Below are 17,987 nucleotides of genomic sequence, written 5' to 3'. Positions count from 1 at the left end.
GTGGTGTGCAAAGGGGCGTTCACAGGTCGCGCAGCGCGGGCAGCAGCTTGCTCTCCGCCCAGTCCAGGAAGGGCTCTTGGTGGTCGCCGCCGATCTGGACCAGGGCGACCTCGGTGAAGCCCGCGTCCGCATACGGACGTACCGCCTCGACGAAGCGCCCGACGTCGGCGCCGCACGGGACGGCTTCGGCGACGTCGTCCGGCCGTACATGGCCGGTGGCGCCCTCGAATCCGGCAGGCCCCGGCAGCTCGGCATTGACCTGCCAGCCGCCGAGCATCCAGCGGAACTGGTCGTGCGCCCGGGCGACCGCCGCATCGCGGTCGGGGTCGTAGCAGACGGGCAGCTGGCCGATCCGTGGTTTGCCCGTGCCGCCGTGCCGGTCGAAGGAGGCCAGCAGCCCGCTCTCGGGCTCGGTGGCGATCACCAGGTCGGCCAGCCGGCCGGCGATCTCGCAGGAGCGTTCCCCCGATACGGCTACTCCGATCGGCGGCAGTACCTCGGGCAGGTCCCACAGCCGGGCGTGCACCACGTCGAAGTGGGTGCCGTGGTGGGTGACCTCGCCGCCGCCGAAGAGCGCCCGGATGATCTCGATCGCCTCGGCAAGCTTGTCCAGCCGTACCGGCGCGGCGGGCCAGCCCTGGCCCACCACATGCTCATTGAGGTTCTCGCCGGAGCCGAGGCCCAGCCGGAAGCGGCCGTCGGACAGCAGCTGCATGGTCGCCGCCTTCTGGGCGATGACGGCGGGGTGGTAGCGCGTCGTAGGGCAGGTCACATAGGTCATCAGCGGGATACGCGTGGTCGCCTGCGCCGCGGCGCCCAGCACGCTCCAGGCGTACGGCGAGTGGCCCTGCGAGGCCAGCCACGGAAAGTAGTGGTCAGAGGTCACCGAGAAGTCGAAGCCCGCCCGCTCGGCGCCCACCACATGGTCGACCAGGGCCCGGGGCCTGGCCTGTTCGGTCATCATTGTGTAGCCGACGTGCACCATTCAACACACCTTGGGTTGGTGACGCTGTGCATGCAACCGGGGCCGTCCCGCTCAGTCGGGCGGCTCGGGGGACGGGTGCTCGTCCGGTACCGCACCGGGCGGTTCGGTGGGGTTCGGACCCGGCTCGTCCGGTTCCGGTTCGGCGGGCGCGGGCTCGCGCGGCAGCGGTTCGGGTTCGCTCGGTACCGGCCCCGGGCCGTCGGGGGCAGGCTCGGTGCTCATCGCAGTCGTCGCCGTCATGGCGGTCGTGGCAGTCATGGCGCTCTCCTTCCTCTCCATCCTGCGTCCAATGCCCGTTGTCGGCCCCTTCAGGAAAAAACCTCCGCCGGCGCTCACGAAGCGTTACGTTCGGGGCATGTATCAACGCGCGCACGACGGCAGCGCCGATGAGCGGTGAACCCACGATCGAGGTGCAGTGCGACGGCCAGGGGCTTGCCGTGCGGAAGGCCCGGGACGAGGGCGGGCCGTACTACACCCTCCACGACGGACGGACGGCGGACGCCCCGGCTCTCACGCTGTCCCTTGCCGAGGCCCTGCACGCCCGGATCCGTCCGGTGGGCACGGCGGAAGCGGTGCTGCGGCAATGGGCGGCCGGTGCGCCGCCGCGGGGCCCGGTACTCCTCGACGATCCGGCGGCCGCCGACCCGGTACGGGTCCGGGCCGGCGCGCTCGTGATCCGGGCCGGCCGGATGCTGCTGATCCGCTTCGACGACGAGGCGGAGCCGTACTACGAGATCCCGGGCGGTGGGGTCGAGGAGGGGGAGACGCCGCGGACGGCGGCGGTCCGGGAACTGCGGGAGGAGACCGGTCTGACCGGAACCGTGCTCCAGGAGGCCGCCCGGGTCTGGAAGGACGGCCGCCGCGAGCACTACTTCCTCATGGAGGGCGAAGGCGAGGTCGGCGACCCGCGGACACTCGACAACTACGGCGGCACCCCGGCCTGGGTCCCCGTCGACCGGCTGCCCACCACGGCGCTGTGGCCGCGACGGCTGGGCTGGCGCCTCGCCCACTGGCACACGACGGGCTGGCCCGGTCAGCCGGCCGAACTCGCCGACAGCATCGTTGACCTGCACACGGCCTGTACCTGGTGAGGGGCGGAGGAACCGGCGAAGCGGTCAGTACACGTCACGGACGTAGCGCTTCTCGGCCGCGAGCTGTTTGACGTAGACGGCGGCGGCCTCCTCCGTCAGGCCGCCGTGCGCGACGGCGATCTCCCGGAGCGCGCGGTCGACGTCCTTGGCCATACGGGAGGCGTCGCCGCACACATAGAAGTGGGCACCCTCCTGGAGCCAGGACCACAGATGGGCGCCGTGTTCGCGCATCCGGTCCTGGACGTAGACCTTGGCGCGCTGGTCGCGGGAGAAGGCGGTGTCCAGGCGGGTGAGCAGCCCGTCGCGGTGCAGCCGGCCGAGTTCGTCCTCGTAGTAGAAGTCCGTGGCGCGGCGCTGCTCGCCGAAGAACAGCCAGTTGGGGGCGCGGTGGCCGCGGGCCTGCCGCTCGGCGAGGAAGCCGAGGAAGGGGGCGACGCCGGTGCCGGGCCCGACCATCACCATCGGGGTGGCCGGGTCGGACGGCGGCCGGAAGTGCGCGGTGCGCTGGACGAAGACCGGCACCGGGCGGCCGGACTCGGCGTCCGCCAGATAGGTCGAGGCCACCCCCTTGCGCGGCCGGCCCTGCCGGTTCTCGTAGCGGACCACGGAGACCGTCAGATCGATCAGCCCGGGGTCGGTGAGCGGGCTCGACGATATGGAGTACAGCCGCGGCTGGAGCCGTTTGAGAACACCGGCCCACTCCGCGGCATCGGCCCGGACCGGGTGCTCGGCGATCACATCGACGGCCTGCCGGCTCCACGCCCACTGGGCCAACTCGCCCTTGTTGTCGGGCCGTAGCAGCTTCTTGAGGACCCGGTCACCGGTCCGCTCCGCGACCAGCCGCAGCAGGTCCGGGGTGATCCTGGTGATGTCCAGATGGTGGAGCAGCGCCTCGTGCAGCGGCACCTCGCCCAGGCCCGTGACGGGGACGGCGGCGGCCGGGTCGAGGCCGGTGACGGCCAGCCACTCCGCCACCAGCTCCGGGCAGTTCTGCGGCCGCACCCCGAGGGCATCGCCCACCTCGTACTCCAGCGGCGTGCCCTCGGCGTCACGGGTGTCGAAGGTGAACCGGCGCACCTCCTTGGTGGCCCCGGGAAGGCTCAGCAGCTGATTGCCGACGAGGCGGGCGGTGGCCGGGGCGGCCTTGGACGGGCGGGCCGGGCCCGCGGCGGCGGGCGCCGGAGCAGCGGGGACCGCACGCTCCGTCGTGGCGGGGTCCCGGTCGTCCGGCTCCGCCCCGCCCTCCAGCGCCCTGAGCACCTGCTCCAGCCACTGCCCGGCCGGCTGCTCATAGTCCGGCTCACAGTCCGTACGCGGCACCAGCCGCACCGCGCCCAGCTCCGCGAGCCGTGCGTCGAGCCGCCGGCCATGGCCGCAGAAGTCGTCGTACGAGGAGTCGCCCAGCGCCAGGACCGAGTAGCGCACCCCGTCCAGCCGGGGGGTGTCCGGCGCGTTCAGGGTCTCCCAGAACCCCGACCCGTTGTCGGGGGCGTCGCCGTCGCCGAAGGTGCTGGTGACGATGAGCAGATCGGCGGTGCTCGGCAGGGCGGCCGGTGCGCTGTCGGCCATGCTCAGCAGCTTCGCGTCCCGCCCGCTGCCCTTCAGCCGGCGGGCGGTGTCCGCCGCGACCTCCTCGGCGTTGCCGGTCTGCGAGGCCCACAGCACGATCACCGTACGGGCGCCGGAAAGGGCCGGTGCGCCGGTGGCGCCCGCCGCGTCCTGCTCCGCCGCCGCGGGGTCGAGCGGAGCCCGCGAGAACATCCCGGCCAGCAGGCCGTTCACCCACAGCGCGCTCTCCGGGCTGAAGGGCGCCTGGGCGGGAAGTACCGGGGTGCCGACGGCCGTTCCGGAGCGCAGCCCGGTGAGGAAGCCGGACAGATAGCGGCGTTCGTGCTCGGCCAGCACCGGAGGGGCGGGATCGGGCAGCTGGAACACCTCGGCCAGCACGGCCAGCGCACCGTCCGCTCCGCCGCCGTGTCCGGCACCGTCGAGGGGCCCGGCACCGGGCTCCGACGGGCCGCCGGCGGCCGCCACCGTCCCGCCACCGGTACGTCCCACCTCTCCCGCGACCTTGGCCAACGACACCGCGCAGACCTTGAACTCGGGCTGGAAGGAGATCGGATCGACCGCGTCATGGGTGACCGCGTTGACGCTGAGGTACTCGCCGAACAGATCGTTCCAGTGGAACGGCGCAAAGCAGTTCCCGGGCCGGACCCGGTCGGTCACCACCGCGGGCAGTACCGCCCGCCCGCGCCGGGAGGCGACCTCCACCGCATCGCCCTCGGCGAGGCCCAGCGCCTGCGCGTCCTCGGGGTGGATCTCCACGAACGGGCCCGGGTTGAGCTTGGCCAGCTTGGCGATCTTGCCGGTCTTGGTCAGGGTGTGCCACTGGTGCTGGAGCCGGCCGGTGTTGAGCACGTACGGGAAGTCGTCGTCGGGCAGCTCGGCCGCCGGGAGGTGCGGCCGGGCGAAGAACGCGGCGCGGCCACTGGCGGTGGGGAAGGACAGCCGCGGCCGGGAGCCGTCCGCACGCACGGCCGGGTCCTGGCTGACCCCGTCGTTGAGGTAGCGGACCGGATTGCGGTCCGGTCCGTCCACGCTGGCGCTGGGCCACTGCACCGGGGTGCCGCGCAGCCGCTCGTAGGAGATCCCGCGCAGGTCGTAGCCGGTCTTCGGGTTCCAGGCGCGCTTGATCTCCTCGAAGATCTCCTCCGCGCTCTGATAGGTGAAGGCGTCCTCGTACCCCATCTCGCAGGCGATCCGCGCGATGATCCGCCAGTCCGGCCAGGCCTCGCCCGGCGGGTCGGCGGCCTGCCGCACCAGCGTCAGATTCCGCTCCGAGTTGACCATCACGCCCTCGGACTCGGCCCACATCGCGGCCGGCAGCACCACATCGGCGTACGCATTGGTCTCGGTCTCCGCGAAGACGTCCTGCGCCACGACGAACTCGGCGGCCTCCAGGCCCTCGATGACCGTCCGGCGGTTGGCGACCGAGGCGACCGGGTTGGTGCAGATGACCCAGCAGGCCTTGATGTCCCCGTCCGCCATCTGCCGGAACATCTCCACGGTCCCCCGGCCCGCCTCGTCCGCCCGCACCGTCCCGGGCTCCAGCCCCCACAGCTCCTCGACGAAGGCCCGGTCCTCGGCCACCAGCGTCGACCGCTGCCCGGGCAGGCCCGGCCCCATGTAGCCCATCTCCCGGCCGCCCATCGCATTGGGCTGGCCGGTGAGCGAGAACGGGCCGCTTCCCGGGCGGCAGATCGCGCCGGTCGCCAGATGCAGATTGATCAGCGCATTGGTGTTCCAGGTGCCGTGGGTGCTCTGGTTCAGCCCCATCGTCCAGCAGCTCATCCAGTCGTCCGACGCACCGATCCACTCGGCGGCCCGGCGCAGGTCGTCCTCCGGGATCCCGGTGATCTCCGAGACCTTCGCGGGCGGATAGTCCCGGAGGAATTCCGGCATCGCCTCCCACCCCTCGGTGTGCTCGGCGATGAACTCCGTATCGATCCGGCCGTCCTCGACCAGCAGATGCAGCAGCCCGTTCAGCAGCGCAAGATCCGTGCCAGGCGCGATCTGGAGGAACAGATCGGCCTTGGCCGCGGTGGCGTTCCGCCGCGGATCGACGACGATCAGCTTGGCGCCCGCCTTCACCCGTTCCATCAGCCGCAGGAAGAGGATCGGGTGGCAGTCGGCCATGTTGGAGCCGATGACCAGGAACACGTCGGCGTGCTCGAAGTCCTGGTACGAGCCGGGCGGGCCGTCCGCACCCAGCGACAGTTTGTAACCGCTGCCCGCGCTGGCCATGCACAGCCGGGAGTTCGACTCGATGTGCCGGGTGCGCACAAAGCCCTTGGCGAGCTTGTTCGCCAGGTACTGGGCCTCCAGCGTCATCTGCCCGGAGACATACAGCGCGAGGGCGTCCGGACCGTGCTCGTCGACGATCTCACGCAGCCGCCCGGCGGTCTGCTTGATCGCGGTCTCCATCGCGGTGGGCACCGGCTCGTCCCCGCGGTCCGCGCGCACCAGGGCGCTCGACAGCCGGCCCGGGGCGGCCAGCAGCTCGGCGCTGGTCGCCCCCTTCGTGCACAGCCGGCCACCGTTCGCCGGGTGCGCCTTGTCCCCGGTGGCCTTACGGACCGTGCGGCGGCCGTCGCCGTCCGTCGCGATGTCGAGGATCATCCCGCAGCCGACACCGCAGTACGAGCACGCGGTCCGCACCTGCGTGATGCGCTCTGCCAGCGGTTCCGGTGCGGTCACGGACGGTCCCCTTCGTGGTCGGATGCTGGGCTCCGACCCTACGAGCGGCCCGTTAACCTCGTGTCACACGAAGCGATCACCGGTCGTTACGGCGACCACACACTCACCCGCGGCGCTCCGTGAGATGTGCTCCGGCCCGCCGGATTCCGCCGCACCGGCTCATGTGGCGCCCAGGAAGTGGAAGCCCGGGTGCGGGTGCATCAGGAAGTCATGGTGCGAGATGTTCCAGGCGTACGCCCCGGCGACACCGAACACCACCCGGTCACCGGCCCGCAGCCCGGGCGCCGGGACCGCGCGTGCGAGCACGTCCTTGGGTGTGCAGAGCTGGCCGGTGACGGTGACCTGCCCGCCCCGTGCGGCCGGGCGGGGCCAGGGGTGCGGCCAGGGCGCCTCGGACCGCAGCACGGTGCAGGGCTGATCATGGCCCTTGGTCGCCGGGGTGCGCAGATGGTGGGTGCCGCCGCGGACCACGGCGAACTCCTCACCGTGGCTCTCCTTCACCTCCAGCACCTCCGTGGCGTACCAGCCGCAGTACGCGGTGAGCGCCCGGCCCGGCTCGATACGCAGCGTGAGGTCCGGGTGTGCGGCGGCGAGCCGGCCCAGGCCCGCGCCGTACGCCGCCCAGTCGAAGCGGCGCTCCGGGTCGGCGTAGTCGACGGCCATCCCGCCGCCGAGGGTCACCTCCGCGAGGCGGACGCGGTGGCGGGCGGCCAGCCCGGCGGCCCAGGACACGATGGCCCCGGCGACCGCCAGCTGCGCGGGCGCCTCCAGACCGCTGGCCAGGTGGGCATGGATACCGCGCAGCTCGAGGTGCGGCCAGCGGCCGTCGGTGAGCAGGGTGACCACCTCGTCGGCGTGGGCGGGGTCCAGGCCGAAGGGGGTGGGGCGGCCGCCCATGGCGAGCGCACTGCCGTCCAGCGAACCGTCGTCGACGGCGAGGTTGAAGCGCGGGAGCACCGCGATCCGTCGGCCGGGCGCGAGCCGGGCCGCGAGGTCGGCGAGCATGTGCAGCTCCTGGACGCTCTCCACATGGAAGCGCGCCACGCCCAGCTCCAGCGCCTGCGCAAGCTCCGCGGGGGTCTTGCCCGGCCCGCCGAAGGCGAGCGGCGCGTCGGGCACCGCCTTGCCGACGTGGGCCAGTTCGCCGCCCGAGGACACCTCGTAGCCGTCCACGTACGGGCGCAGCGCGCCCAGGAGCTCCGGCTCGGGGTTGGCCTTGGCCGCGTAGTACAGCTCGACATGCCCGGGCAGCGCGGCCCGCACCTCGGCGAGGTGCGCCCGCAGGGCCGTCAAGTCATAGAGGAACGCCGGGAGTTCGTCGGGGGAGAGGGAGAGTGCGCGGTCGCGGACCGCGGGGGTGAGGGGGACGGCGGGGGTGGTCATCGTGCGCTCCAGGGGGTGGTGTCGTCGGTGCGCACGGCGCCCGACAGTACGGCCTCGGCCAGCGGCGAGGGCAGCAGGACGTAGCCCGCCTCGCGGTCGGCCTTGCGCTCCCAGCGGGTGAGCAGATTGGCCTTGGCGGGCAGCGGGACGCCGGCCAGCAGGGCGGCCAGTCGCGGCGGGCAGCCGTGCCGGTCCGCATGGGTCTGGAGGGTGCGGCGGACCTGCGCCCACAGCTCCGCCTCGGTGCCCGGGTGCAGATCGGCGAGTGCGGCAAGCATCTCGGCGACGTGGTTGACCAGCAGGCAGTACACCACGCGGTCCCAGCCGCGCTGGGCGTCGTAGGTCATGGGAGCCGCGATCTGCTCGGGCAGCGAGGCCAGCAGCTCGGCGTGGTGCTCGGGGACGAGCTTGGTGCCCTCCAGGTCGCGGAAGAGGACCTGGGCCGGCATCCCGTCGCCGTCCACGCAGACCAGGACGTTCTGGAGGTGCGGCTCCAGCACCAGGCCGTGGTCGAAGTAGGCGGCGAGCACCGGCGGCAGCAGCAGGCCGAGGTAGGCGGCCCACCACTCCAGCGCGGCCTGCGGGCCCGCCCCGGCCAGCAGGCGGGAGATGTGCGCGGGGCCGGTGGGGTACTCGTCGGCGACCGCGGCCGCCAGCAGCGGGGTGGTGCCGGGCAGCAGCCGCTGCGACAGCCCCTCGCGGACGATCACCCCGAACCCTTCGAGCAGCGCGTTGTCCGGCCGGCCGTCGGCGCCGGGCAGGGCCAGACTGCGGTAGGCGGGCTCGCGCAGTACCGCGCTGCCGGGGAAGCGGGTGGCGAGATCGGTGAGCACCGGTGCCAGCAGCCGGGTCAGCGCCACCGCGCCGGACAGCTCGTAACTGGAGTTCTTCCGCAGGCAGTTGGTGATCCGGACGTTCAGGCTGAACTTGAGGAACGCGTCCCCGTCGTAGAGGGTGCGCACGGACGCGGTCGCCGCGAACGGCTGACGGCCGGTGCCCAGCACCCGGATGTCGTCGCGGTCCAGGGCCGCCCGCAGCCCCGGGTGGTCGCACAGCAGCTCGTACTGCCAGGGGTGGACGGGCAGCAGCCGGTAGCCGTCCGGGACGTCGGGGTGCAGGGTGTCCAGCGGTGCGGTGGCTCCGTCGCCGGTCGTCTCCTCGACGATCAGCGCCTCCCGTACGGCGAGCAGCAGCAGCGGGAAGGCGGCGCCGGTCTCCGGGGCGTACGACTTCCAGGACGCCAGGTCGCCGGTGCGGGCCTTGGGGGTGGGGTGGAAGCGGTGACCGAGGAGCAGCGACTGCTCGGAGGCGACATACGCCGACGGCCAGTCGGCAGGGGCAGCCCGCCAGTCGGCAGAAGCGGTCTGCCAGTCGGCCTGCCAGTCCGTGGCGTCGGTGTCCGCAGCGGGGCCGCGCCGGTCGCGGTCGGCCAGGGCGACGGCGACCGCCTGATGGCTGGAGGCGACCTGGGCCAGGAACTCCTCGTTGTCCACCCCGGTCCGCAGCGACAGCTCCGCGTGGACGTACTCGGCCAGCCGGCGCCAGCCGACCTCCGCCCAGCCGTCTGCGGTCTCTTCGGTCACCGGGCCGGTGAAGCGGTGCGCACCGAGCAGCGAGGTACGGCGCAGTGCGACCCGCAGCAGGACGCCGCGGCGCGGCAGCCGCAGCAGCAACTGCCCGTTGTCGACGGCGGTCTGGTGCTCGGGACCGGACACCTCGCGCAGCAGGCAGTTCAGCAGGGTGTGCGCCACGGCCTGGTCGGCGGTGGGCAGGGCGGCCGGGGCGGTGGGGGCCGCCGGGGCGGGGCGGGAGGAATTGGTCAGCGGGGGCATCGAGGGCTCCAGCGGGTGCGGGGGGTGCGGGCAAGGCGGGGAAGCAGACGGGGGACGGCGGTCGTGAGTCCGGTGACCACGGCTATCGCGGTGCCGGTCAGCAGCGGGGCGACCGGACCGAACCAGTCGTTGCCGGCGGTGGCCGCCACGCCCGCGGCGACCGCACCGGCCTTGGAGAAGAACTCGATCGAACCGAACAGCCCGCCGGGGGCACGGCCCTTGGCGCAGTCGGCGGCCAGTACGGACAGACACACCAGGCCGAGGGTGAGCCCGGCGCCCAGCACCAGGCGTACGGCGATGAAGGAGGCGAGCGAGTCGGCGAGGCCGTGCCCGGCCAGACCGGCCGCGATACAGCCGAAGCCGAGTGCGATCCCGGTCCGGGGGCGGCTGCGGAAGGCTGCGTGCACCCCCATCGCCGCGATCAGGTAGCACAGGTGCGGCAGGGCGAACAGGACACCGGACACCATCGGTCCGGTCCCCGGCAGCCGTTGGGTGATCAGCGAGATCAGGTACGGGAAGGAGATGACGGTGGAGAAGACGAAGGCGAACTCCAGGGCGTAGAGGGCCCGCAGTGGTCCGGCGGCCGGTGCGGGCCCGGACGGCTCCGCCACCGCCCCGGACGGCTCCGTGGTGTCGGTCGCCTGGGCGTTATTGGCCTTCTTCGCCGCGGTGGCTCTGGCCCCCGACGGCTCCGGGAGCGTCACCAGCATCAGCGCCGCGGCCAGGGGCAGTACGGCCAGCAGGGCGTACTGGCGGTGCGGCGACACCCACGGCGTCAGTGACCCGACGACGATCGGCGCGAAGACCAGCGCCGCCCGGGCACTGCCCTGCATCAGCGTCAGCGCCCGGGACAGCGCATGGCCTTCAAGGGCCGCCCCCAGATAGCCGTTCGACGCGGAGAAGGTGCCACCGAGGATGCCCTGGACGACCAGCGCCGCGGCGAACGTGGCAAGCGAGTCGGCCCAGCCGGCCAGCAGGAACGCCGCGGCCAGCCCCAACTGTGCGCGCAGCAGCAGCCGTTTACGGCCGAAGCGGTCGGCCAGCCGTCCCCACAGCGGGGCGCCGATGGCGCCGAACAGGGTGGGGACGACGTAGAGCAGACCGGCCCAGCGGGCGGCGCCGTCGCCCAGCTCCGGCAGCACCTCGGTGAGGTACGGCGGCAGGCCGAGGGCGGCGAACGACGCGACGAAGTAGCAGCCGGCCACGGCATGCACCTGGCGGCGCGCGAGGGCCGGGCGGACCTTGGTCTCGACGGCGACGGGCTCGGTGCGGCGGGAGGTCGCGGTGCTCATCGGGAAGCCCCCGTAGGCAGCAGGTAATTGGGTCCGGTGGTGTAGTGCTTGTTGATGTCGGCGGCGCCCGAGCGCTCCTTGGACAGCAGCGTTCCGGCGCTGACCATCGCCTTCACCGGCAGCTCCGGCGCGTCCAGGACCTGGGCGCGCAGCACCGCGCCCGGCTCGTGCGGCCCGGTGCCCAGCCGTTCGACGGCCTCGGCCAGCCGGTCGCGGACCAGGTCCAGCAGCCGGGCGAGCGGGGCGCGCCGGTGCCGGGCGAGGCCGAAGGCGTAGGAGCCCGCGCACAGATGGACGGTGATGGTGGTGAACAGGTCCAGGACCGGCCGGTCGCTGTCGGCGAAGATCCGCGGGTCGGCGAAGCGGGACGGGTCGGGGGCGTCGTCGCCCAGGGTCTCGCGCAGCCGTACGGTGTTGATGCGCGGACCGTCGTTGTCCTTGAACAGCAGCCGCAGCCGGGTGCCGCCGGCCGTACGGTCCAGCACCAGCGAGACGTTCTGCTGGTGGGATTCGAGCGCGATGCCGTAGCCGAAGAGCATGGTCTGCCAGTCGAAGAGCAGGGTGAGGCAGGCGTCCAGCAGGGCCAGCGGGTCGCCGCCGTAGAAGCGGTCGGCGAGATGGTCGATCACCAGCCGGCCGCCGGGCGCCCGGCTCAGCAGTGCGGCCATCGGCACGACGGCGCTGCCGTCCAGACCGGCCGGGTAGCGACGGCACAGCACGGCCAGCAACTCGTCCCCGGCGTGTGCGTAGCGGGTCTCATCGGCCTGGAGGACCGAACCGGCGAAGCGTGGCTCGCGGGCGAGCACGGTCTCCAGCAGCCGCTGGCCCGCCGCGCCGTCGACGAGCGTGCCCGGCTTGATGGTGCGCCGGTTGCGCAGCCCCAGGGTGGCGGTGGCGAGCGGCAGCTTCAGATGCAGCCGCGGGTCGGCATCGAGCGCGACGGTACGCATCGACAGCGTGGGCACCGCGGTGAGCGGGGCGCGGTCGGACAGCACCGCCGCGCTCTCCAGCCCGGTCCGGCGCAGCGCACCGTGCAGTGGATCGCCGAGGGTCAATGGGTGGACGGGGAAGGCGAGATGGCTCTCGTCGAGGTGGCGGAGGCCCAGCTCGCCGGGCGTCGGCCAGCAGGCCGGCAGCGCCGCGGAGCCGCCCGGCACGGTGAGCGCGGTGCGCGGCAGGGCGAGCCAGCGCAGCGCGATCCCCGGGTGGAACTCGGGTGCGTAGGCGCGGAGTTGGTCCTCGTCGAGGCCGGACCGGCCGCGGGCGGTCGGGTAGACGGGGTGGTCGGTCCGGGCCGCCAGCGTGTCGTACGCCAGTCCGCCGGCCAGGCCCTGCCAGGCGCCGGGGTCACTGCCATGGCGGTTGGCCAGTTGGGCGTCGGCCTCGTCCCGGGTACGGGTGTGCAGCCGCATCGTCGCCAGGGTCTGGCGGCACTCCTCGGCGAACGCGTCGAAGCCGTCGTGGTCGGCCGGGTCGGCGAGCCCGCGCAGCGCGGTGACGGCCTCGTCGAGGGTGGTCAGCCTTGCCCCGTCCCGCTCGCGTACCAGGAGCGGCAGCCGGGCGGTGTACTCGCCCTGGTAGCCGTCCTTGCCGAGCGGCAGCAGCAGGGCGCCGGCGGCCGGGCCGGCGGGCAGCCGCAGCCAGGGCCCGTCCGGCCGGGCCAGCAGCGTGCCGCGGGTGCGCAGCCCGACGACGTCCTCGCGCAGCAGCGCTCCCAGGACGCGCAGCAGCAGTTCGCCCTCCTCGTCCGCCCCGGCCGGGGCGTCGGTCCGGTGCGCGGAGGGGGTCTCGGCCGTGGCGAGTGCGGTGTTCACGGCGTGATCTCCCAGCGCTCCGCGGCGAGGAAGCCGTCCGCCACCCGGTCCACGGCGGCGCGGTCGGTGCCGGTGACCCGCAGCACGCCGAGGTAGTCGCGGTTGGTGCGGTAGTGCGGGTGCCGTTCGCCGAGCGCGCGCATCGGCCGGTACGTCAGCTGTACGCCGTCCACCGTCCGGTCGGTGGCGGCGGGCGCCGCGGTGAGCGTGCCCGCGCGGTCGGCGACGGGGGTGTCCACCCGGCCCGCGCCGTCGCGCCGCGCACCGAGATCCGCGGGCAGCGGCTCGCCCAGATGGGCCCGCAGGATGTGCTCGAACAGCGGGATGTCCAGGACCTGGGCGAGCATCAGGTCGCACTGGTCGCCGATGACGCGGTAGTTCACCTCGATGAGCCGCGCCCGGCCCTCGTGCACCACGTACTCGGTGTGGCAGGCACCCAGCCCGACGCCCAGGGCGTCGAGTTGCGCCGTCACCTGTGCGACCACGGGCTCCGGCGGGGCGGCGACGAAGTCCAGCCGCTCCTCGATGAAGACGGGTGGTGGTGAGACGGTGGTGTGGAAGCCGCCCAGGACGTGCCGTACCCGGCCGTCGCCGAGGGTTTCCAGGGTGTACAGCTCACCGGTCAGGAACTCCTCGGCCAGCAGCGCGGCGTGGGGGCGCCGGGCCTGGATCTCCTTGGCGCGTGCCACCAGTTCCTCGGGGTCCTCAGCCAGGATCACGTCCTCGCTCGCCACGCCCTCGCGGGGCTTGAGGACGACGGGGTAGGGCAGGTCGGCGGCGGCGAGCGCGGACGGGTCCTGCCCGGCGGCGAGTTCCACGGACCGCACCGGGTCGATGCCGGTGGCGGCCAGATGGCGCCGCATCTCGCCCTTGTTCTTGGTGCGCAGCGCGGCCCGCCAGTCCTTGCCCGGGAGCCCGAAGTAGTCGGCGGCCAGGGCCGCTTGGGTCTGGAGGTGGTCGCTGTTGGTGAAGACCGCGTCGGCGCGGTGGTGGGTGGCTATCCGGTTGATGACGGCGCGGAAGTCATGGACGTCGCACTCCAGGACCTCGGTCTGCGCGGAGACGTCCTGATGCGCCCGTGGCTGGTCCGTCAGGATGGTGACGTCGAGGCCGAGGCGGGCGGCAGCGGGCAGGAATCCGTCGGTGACCGAGTCGGTGGGGTTGAGGGCGAGCAGATACATCCGCATGAGCGGGCCCCTTCGGGGTCGAGGGTGGTGCGGTGGGGGAGAAGCCGGAGGACGGCAGGAGGGGGCGGGAATCAGGGGGTGGCCCGGGTGGGGACGCGGGCCACCCCGGGGCGTCAGCCCTTCGGCAGCGGTACGCCGGTGGCCTTGGCCACGTCCGCGAGCATGTGCTCGGCGGCATTGATGCCGATGCCGGACATCCAGGTCTCGTCCGGCACGGTGAAGACCTTGTCGTTCTTGACGGCCGGCAGGTCCTTCCAGACCGGGTTGGAGGTGACGTCCTTCTGCTGGGTCTTGTCCGGGCTGTCCGCCACGGTCACGAACACCAGGTCCGCGTCGGCCTTGTCGATCTGCTCCGGGCTGACGTCGAGCATCGTCTTGACCGGGTCCGTGGAGCTCTGCGACTTCGGGCGGGCCAGACCGATGTCGTCGAGGACCACACCGCTGTAGGAGGACTTCTGGTACAGCCGGGTCGGGCCGGCGACGAAGCGCACGACCGAGGCCGACGGCATCTTGCCGTGGTACTTCTTCTTGATGGCCGCGCCCAGCGCCTTGGCCCGCTCCTCGTACTCCTTGAGCCTCTTGTCGGCCTGCTTCTCCAGGCCCAGGGCCTTGGCGTGGACCTTGAGGTTCGCCTTCCAGGGGCCGCCGGTGGTCTCGGTGAAGACGGTCGGCGCGATGGCCTTGAGCTTGTCGTAGATCTTCTCGTGCCGGACCTTGGAGGACAGGATCAGGTCGGGCTTGAGGGAGATGATCTTCTCGAGGTTGGGCTCGAGCAGCGGACCGACGTCCTTGACGCCGCCGATCTTGGACTTGAGGTAGGAGGGGAAACCGCCCTCGGTCTTCATGTGCGGGGAGACCGCACCGACCGGCTTGATGCCGAGCGTGGTGACGTCGTCGAGCTCACCGGTGTCCAGGACGACCACGCGCTGGGGCTTGGCGGGGATCTTCACCTCGCCGCCCATGGCGCTCTTGACGGTGCGGGGGAATCCGGTGCCGGCCTTGTCCGCACCGTCGGCCGAGGAGGTGTCGCCCTCGCAGGCGGTGAGGGAGGCGGCGCCCAGGGCGACGGCGAGCAGCGTGGCCGGCAGCCGGCGCGCGGCACGGGAGGAACGTGTGAGCATGAGCGTTCGACTTCCTTCGGGGGTGCGGAAAGGGAGTGCTCGTGGGGGAGAGCGGTGAGGTCAGACGGCGTTGGCGGGGTGCCGCAGCGCGCTGCCCTTGGGGATGACCAGCGGGGTGCCGGTCTCGGGGTCGGCGATCACCCGGCAGTCCACGTCGAACACGGACTTGACCAGCTCCGCGTCGAGTACGTCTGCCGGGGCGCCGGCCGCCGCCAGCTGCCCGTCCTTGAGGACCACCAGATGGTCCGCGTAACGGGCGGCCTGTCCGAGGTCGTGCAGCACCATCACCACGGTGCGGCCCGCCTCGGCGTGCAGTGCGGCGACCAGGTCGAGGACATCGAGCTGGTGCCGCAGATCCAGGAAGGTGGTGGGCTCGTCGAGCAGCAGCAGATCGGTGTCCTGCGCCAGTGCGAGGGCGATCCAGGCGCGCTGCCGCTGGCCGCCGGAGAGCTGGTCCACGGGCTGATCGCGCAGCTCGACGGTGCCGGTGCGGCGCAGCGCCTCCTCCACCGCCTCCTGGTCGGCCGCCGACCAGGGGCTCAGCAGCCGCTGGTGCGGATAGCGGCCGAGCCGTACCAGCGCCTCGACGGTGATCGCGTCGGGGGTGACCGGCTGCTGCGGCAGCAGCCCCATCCGCAGCGCCAGTGTCCGGGCCGGCATCCGGTGGATGTCCGATCCGTCCAGCGTGACGGTGCCGGCGGCCGGTGCCAGCAGCCGGGTCAGACCGCGCAACAGGGTTGATTTTCCACAGGCGTTGGGGCCGACGACGGCGGTGACCGCCCCGCCCGGCAGCACCAGGTCGAGGCCGCCGACGATCAGCCGGTCGCCGTAGCGCAGGTCGAGTCCGTGGGTGGAGAGCTGGTTGGCGGTCATCGGACACTCCTGTTGACGGAACTGCTCTGACGGATCATCAGCACCAGCAGCCAGGGCGCGCCCAGAGTGGCGGTGACCACTCCGACCGGCAGCCCGCTGACCGGCAGCAGATACTGCGCCACCAGATCGGAGGCGAGCAGCAGTACGGCACCGGCGAGGCCGGACAGCGCGAGCGTCCCGGCGGTCGGCGGTCCGGCCAGGAACCGCACCATGTGCGGGACGGCCAGCGCGACGAACGCGACCGGGCCGGTGAGCGCGGCGGCCAGCGAGGCCAGCACGATGGCGACGGCCAGGACCTGGAGCCGGGCGGTGTGGGTGGGCAGTCCGAGCGCACCGGCCGAGTCGTCGCCCAGATCGAGTACCGCCAGCCGGCGGTGCAGGGCGAAGGCGGCGAGCAGCGCGACCACCACGGCGCCGCCCGCCGACCACACCTCGCTCCAGGTCCGCCCGTACACCGAGCCGGTGGTCCACTGAAGCGCCGAACCGGCCAGCTCGGTGGGGAAGCGGACGACCACGAAGTTCACCGCCGCGGCCAGCCCCGCCTGGACGGCGAGCCCGACCAGCACCAGCCGGGTCACGCTGACCCCGGAGCGCCAGCCGAACACCCCCAGCAGCACCGCGGCGAGCAGCCCGCCACCGAGCGCGGCCGGCGGAATCAGCGCCTGCGAGGCCCCCGTGGCCAGCATCGCCACCGCACCGAACGAGGCGCCGCCGGTCACCCCCATCACGTCGGGCGAGGCGAGCGGGTTGCGGAACAGCCGCTGGAGCAGCGCACCGGCCACCGCGAGCCCGGTGCCCGCGACGACGGCCGCGGCCATCCGCGGGGCGCGGAACTCCTGGACCACCAGCACCGTGGCCGGATCGCCCAGCCCGAACAGGCCCTGGACCGCGTCGAGCGGCGGCAGCGGCATGTCCCCGTTGGCGACCGAGACCGTGATCAGCGCGCAGAGCACCAGGGCGCCCACGAGCGCGAGCAACGGGGTCCGGTGTCGCGCCGGCCGGCGTCCGGCAACCGGGGCACCGGCCGGGCTCTGACGGTGTATGACGTTGTTCATCGCGCCACCTTCCGGGCCAGCAGCGCCAGCAGCGGTGCGCCGAGGAACGCGCTGATGATGCCGACCTGGAGTTCGGAGGGCCGGATGACGAGCCGTCCGAGGATGTCGGCGGCGAGCAGCAGCAGCGGTCCTGCGATCAGACAGCCGGGCACCACGACGCGGTGGTCGGAGGTGCCCAGCAACTGGCGCACCAGGTGCGGGGCGGCCAGCCCGATGAAGGCGAGCGGGCCCGCCACGGCCACCGCGGAGGCCGCGAGCAGCACGACGGCCACTCCGCCGGCGGTACGGATCCGGGAGACCGGCACGCCCAGCGACTGCGCCGAATCGTCGCCCAGCGCAAGGGCGTTGAGCGCGGGAGTGATCGCCAGTGCGAGGACCAGGCCGATCACGAGGGTCGGCAGCACCGGATAGAGCGCCGCCAGCGGACGTTCGGAGAGTGAGCCGGCCAGCCAGAACCGGGCCTCGTCCAGCGACCGCTTGCTGGCCAGCATGACCGTGGACGTCCAGGAGAGCAGGACGAGTTGGAGGACGGTACCGCCCAGCGCCAGGCGCACCGGGTCGAGATCGCCGGCGCGCCGGGCCAGCGCCTGGGCGAAGAGCGCGGCGCCCGCGGCGCCCGCGAAGGCGAACCAGATGTACTCGACGGGCCGGTTCAGATGCAGTGCGTAGATGGCGGTGACCACGGCGAAGCCGGCGCCCGCGTTGATGCCGAGCGTCGTGGTATCGGCGAGCGGATTGCGGGTGATGCCCTGGACGATCGCCCCGGCGACGCCGAGCGCGGCGCCGACCGCGAGCGCGATCGCCGTCCGCGGCAGCCGAAGTCCCGTCACCACCAGGGCATCCCGGCCGTGTTCGGTGCCGGACAGCGCGTCCAGCACGGTGGACAGCGGGACCGAGCGGGAGCCGAGGGCCAGGCTGAGGGCGGCACAGACCGCCAGCGCGGCGAGCCCCACCACGAAGAGCGGGACGCGCCGCCAGGCCTTCGCGACGGGGCGCGCGTCGGGCACGGGGGGCGCGGTGGCGGATGGTTTGGTCGTCGACACGTGTCGTTACATTAGGTTAGGCATACCTAAACCTGCAAGCCGGTATGTAGGAAA

The 17,987-nt window shown here is 73.0% G+C and carries 13 protein-coding genes; 1 reads left to right on the top strand and 12 read right to left on the bottom strand.

Annotated features, from left to right (window positions below; translation table 11 throughout):
* Positions 1 to 19 precede the first annotated feature (19 nt).
* Complete coding sequence (locus ACZ55A_RS23990) at positions 20 to 985, bottom strand: LLM class F420-dependent oxidoreductase (protein WP_468843510.1); 966 nt, start codon at positions 983 to 985, stop codon at positions 20 to 22.
* Between the two features lie 51 nt (positions 986 to 1,036).
* Complete coding sequence (locus tag ACZ55A_RS23985; protein ID WP_468843508.1) at positions 1,037 to 1,243, bottom strand: hypothetical protein; 207 nt, start codon at positions 1,241 to 1,243, stop codon at positions 1,037 to 1,039.
* A 128-nt stretch (positions 1,244 to 1,371) separates the two neighbouring features.
* Here ACZ55A_RS23985 and ACZ55A_RS23980 point away from each other — a divergent pair, with 128 nt between their 5' ends.
* Positions 1,372 to 2,076, top strand: coding sequence for an NUDIX domain-containing protein (locus tag ACZ55A_RS23980; RefSeq protein ID WP_468843506.1), 705 nt, complete (start codon positions 1,372 to 1,374; stop codon positions 2,074 to 2,076).
* A 24-nt stretch (positions 2,077 to 2,100) separates the two neighbouring features.
* Here the strand turns inward: ACZ55A_RS23980 and ACZ55A_RS23975 are convergent, their stop codons facing one another.
* From ACZ55A_RS23975 to ACZ55A_RS23930, 10 genes are all read right to left on the bottom strand, one after another.
* Positions 2,101 to 6,333, bottom strand: coding sequence for a molybdopterin-dependent oxidoreductase (locus ACZ55A_RS23975; RefSeq protein ID WP_468843503.1), 4,233 nt, complete (start codon positions 6,331 to 6,333; stop codon positions 2,101 to 2,103).
* A 159-nt stretch (positions 6,334 to 6,492) separates the two neighbouring features.
* Entirely contained in the window at positions 6,493 to 7,716 is a 1,224-nt protein-coding gene (locus tag ACZ55A_RS23970; protein WP_468843501.1) for a type III PLP-dependent enzyme, read from the bottom strand.
* The gene (locus tag ACZ55A_RS23965; protein ID WP_468843498.1) at positions 7,713 to 9,548 is read right to left on the bottom strand and encodes an IucA/IucC family protein; all 1,836 of its coding nucleotides are present in this window, start codon (positions 9,546 to 9,548) and stop codon (positions 7,713 to 7,715) included. Before ACZ55A_RS23965 ends, ACZ55A_RS23970 begins: the two co-directional genes overlap by 4 nt.
* Positions 9,536 to 10,840, bottom strand: a complete 1,305-nt coding sequence (locus ACZ55A_RS23960; protein ID WP_468843495.1) for an MFS transporter — start codon at positions 10,838 to 10,840, stop codon at positions 9,536 to 9,538. Before ACZ55A_RS23960 ends, ACZ55A_RS23965 begins: the two co-directional genes overlap by 13 nt.
* A complete protein-coding gene (locus ACZ55A_RS23955; protein ID WP_468843492.1) occupies positions 10,837 to 12,654 on the bottom strand; it encodes an IucA/IucC family protein in 1,818 nt (605 codons plus the stop codon). Before ACZ55A_RS23955 ends, ACZ55A_RS23960 begins: the two co-directional genes overlap by 4 nt.
* Positions 12,651 to 13,841 (bottom strand): ATP-grasp domain-containing protein, encoded by a 1,191-nt coding sequence (locus ACZ55A_RS23950; protein WP_468843490.1) that lies wholly within the window; start codon positions 13,839 to 13,841, stop codon positions 12,651 to 12,653. Before ACZ55A_RS23950 ends, ACZ55A_RS23955 begins: the two co-directional genes overlap by 4 nt.
* Before the next feature lie 113 nt (positions 13,842 to 13,954).
* On the bottom strand, positions 13,955 to 14,962 hold the full coding sequence (locus ACZ55A_RS23945; RefSeq protein ID WP_468843487.1) for an ABC transporter substrate-binding protein: 1,008 nt from the start codon (positions 14,960 to 14,962) through the stop codon (positions 13,955 to 13,957).
* Positions 14,963 to 15,022: 60 nt separating this feature from the next.
* Entirely contained in the window at positions 15,023 to 15,835 is an 813-nt protein-coding gene (locus ACZ55A_RS23940; RefSeq protein ID WP_468843484.1) for an ABC transporter ATP-binding protein, read from the bottom strand.
* Positions 15,832 to 16,890, bottom strand: a complete 1,059-nt coding sequence (locus tag ACZ55A_RS23935) for a FecCD family ABC transporter permease (protein WP_468843482.1) — start codon at positions 16,888 to 16,890, stop codon at positions 15,832 to 15,834. Before ACZ55A_RS23935 ends, ACZ55A_RS23940 begins: the two co-directional genes overlap by 4 nt.
* Positions 16,887 to 17,897: a FecCD family ABC transporter permease gene (locus ACZ55A_RS23930; protein ID WP_468843479.1), complete on the bottom strand. Its 1,011-nt coding sequence runs from the start codon at positions 17,895 to 17,897 to the stop codon at positions 16,887 to 16,889. The genes ACZ55A_RS23935 and ACZ55A_RS23930 overlap by 4 nt, the downstream gene beginning before the upstream one ends.
* Between the last annotated feature and the right edge of the window lie 90 nt (positions 17,898 to 17,987).

The sequence above is a fragment of the Streptomyces sp. NPDC034111 genome, from assembly GCF_055575375.1.
This window is presented reverse-complemented; position numbering and strand designations above follow the sequence as displayed.

Coding starts and splice junctions, on each gene's coding strand:
- ACZ55A_RS23935 (WP_468843482.1), bottom strand. CDS start 16,890: ATGAACAACGTCATACACCGTCAGAGCCCGGCCGGTGCCCCGGTTGCC.
- ACZ55A_RS23940 (WP_468843484.1), bottom strand. CDS start 15,835: ATGACCGCCAACCAGCTCTCCACCCACGGACTCGACCTGCGCTACGGC.
- ACZ55A_RS23990 (WP_468843510.1), bottom strand. CDS start 985: ATGGTGCACGTCGGCTACACAATGATGACCGAACAGGCCAGGCCCCGG.
- ACZ55A_RS23950 (WP_468843490.1), bottom strand. CDS start 13,841: ATGCGGATGTATCTGCTCGCCCTCAACCCCACCGACTCGGTCACCGAC.
- ACZ55A_RS23970 (WP_468843501.1), bottom strand. CDS start 7,716: ATGACCACCCCCGCCGTCCCCCTCACCCCCGCGGTCCGCGACCGCGCA.
- ACZ55A_RS23980 (WP_468843506.1), top strand. CDS start 1,372: ATGAGCGGTGAACCCACGATCGAGGTGCAGTGCGACGGCCAGGGGCTT.
- ACZ55A_RS23965 (WP_468843498.1), bottom strand. CDS start 9,548: ATGCCCCCGCTGACCAATTCCTCCCGCCCCGCCCCGGCGGCCCCCACC.
- ACZ55A_RS23960 (WP_468843495.1), bottom strand. CDS start 10,840: ATGAGCACCGCGACCTCCCGCCGCACCGAGCCCGTCGCCGTCGAGACC.
- ACZ55A_RS23985 (WP_468843508.1), bottom strand. CDS start 1,243: ATGACTGCCACGACCGCCATGACGGCGACGACTGCGATGAGCACCGAG.
- ACZ55A_RS23945 (WP_468843487.1), bottom strand. CDS start 14,962: ATGCTCACACGTTCCTCCCGTGCCGCGCGCCGGCTGCCGGCCACGCTG.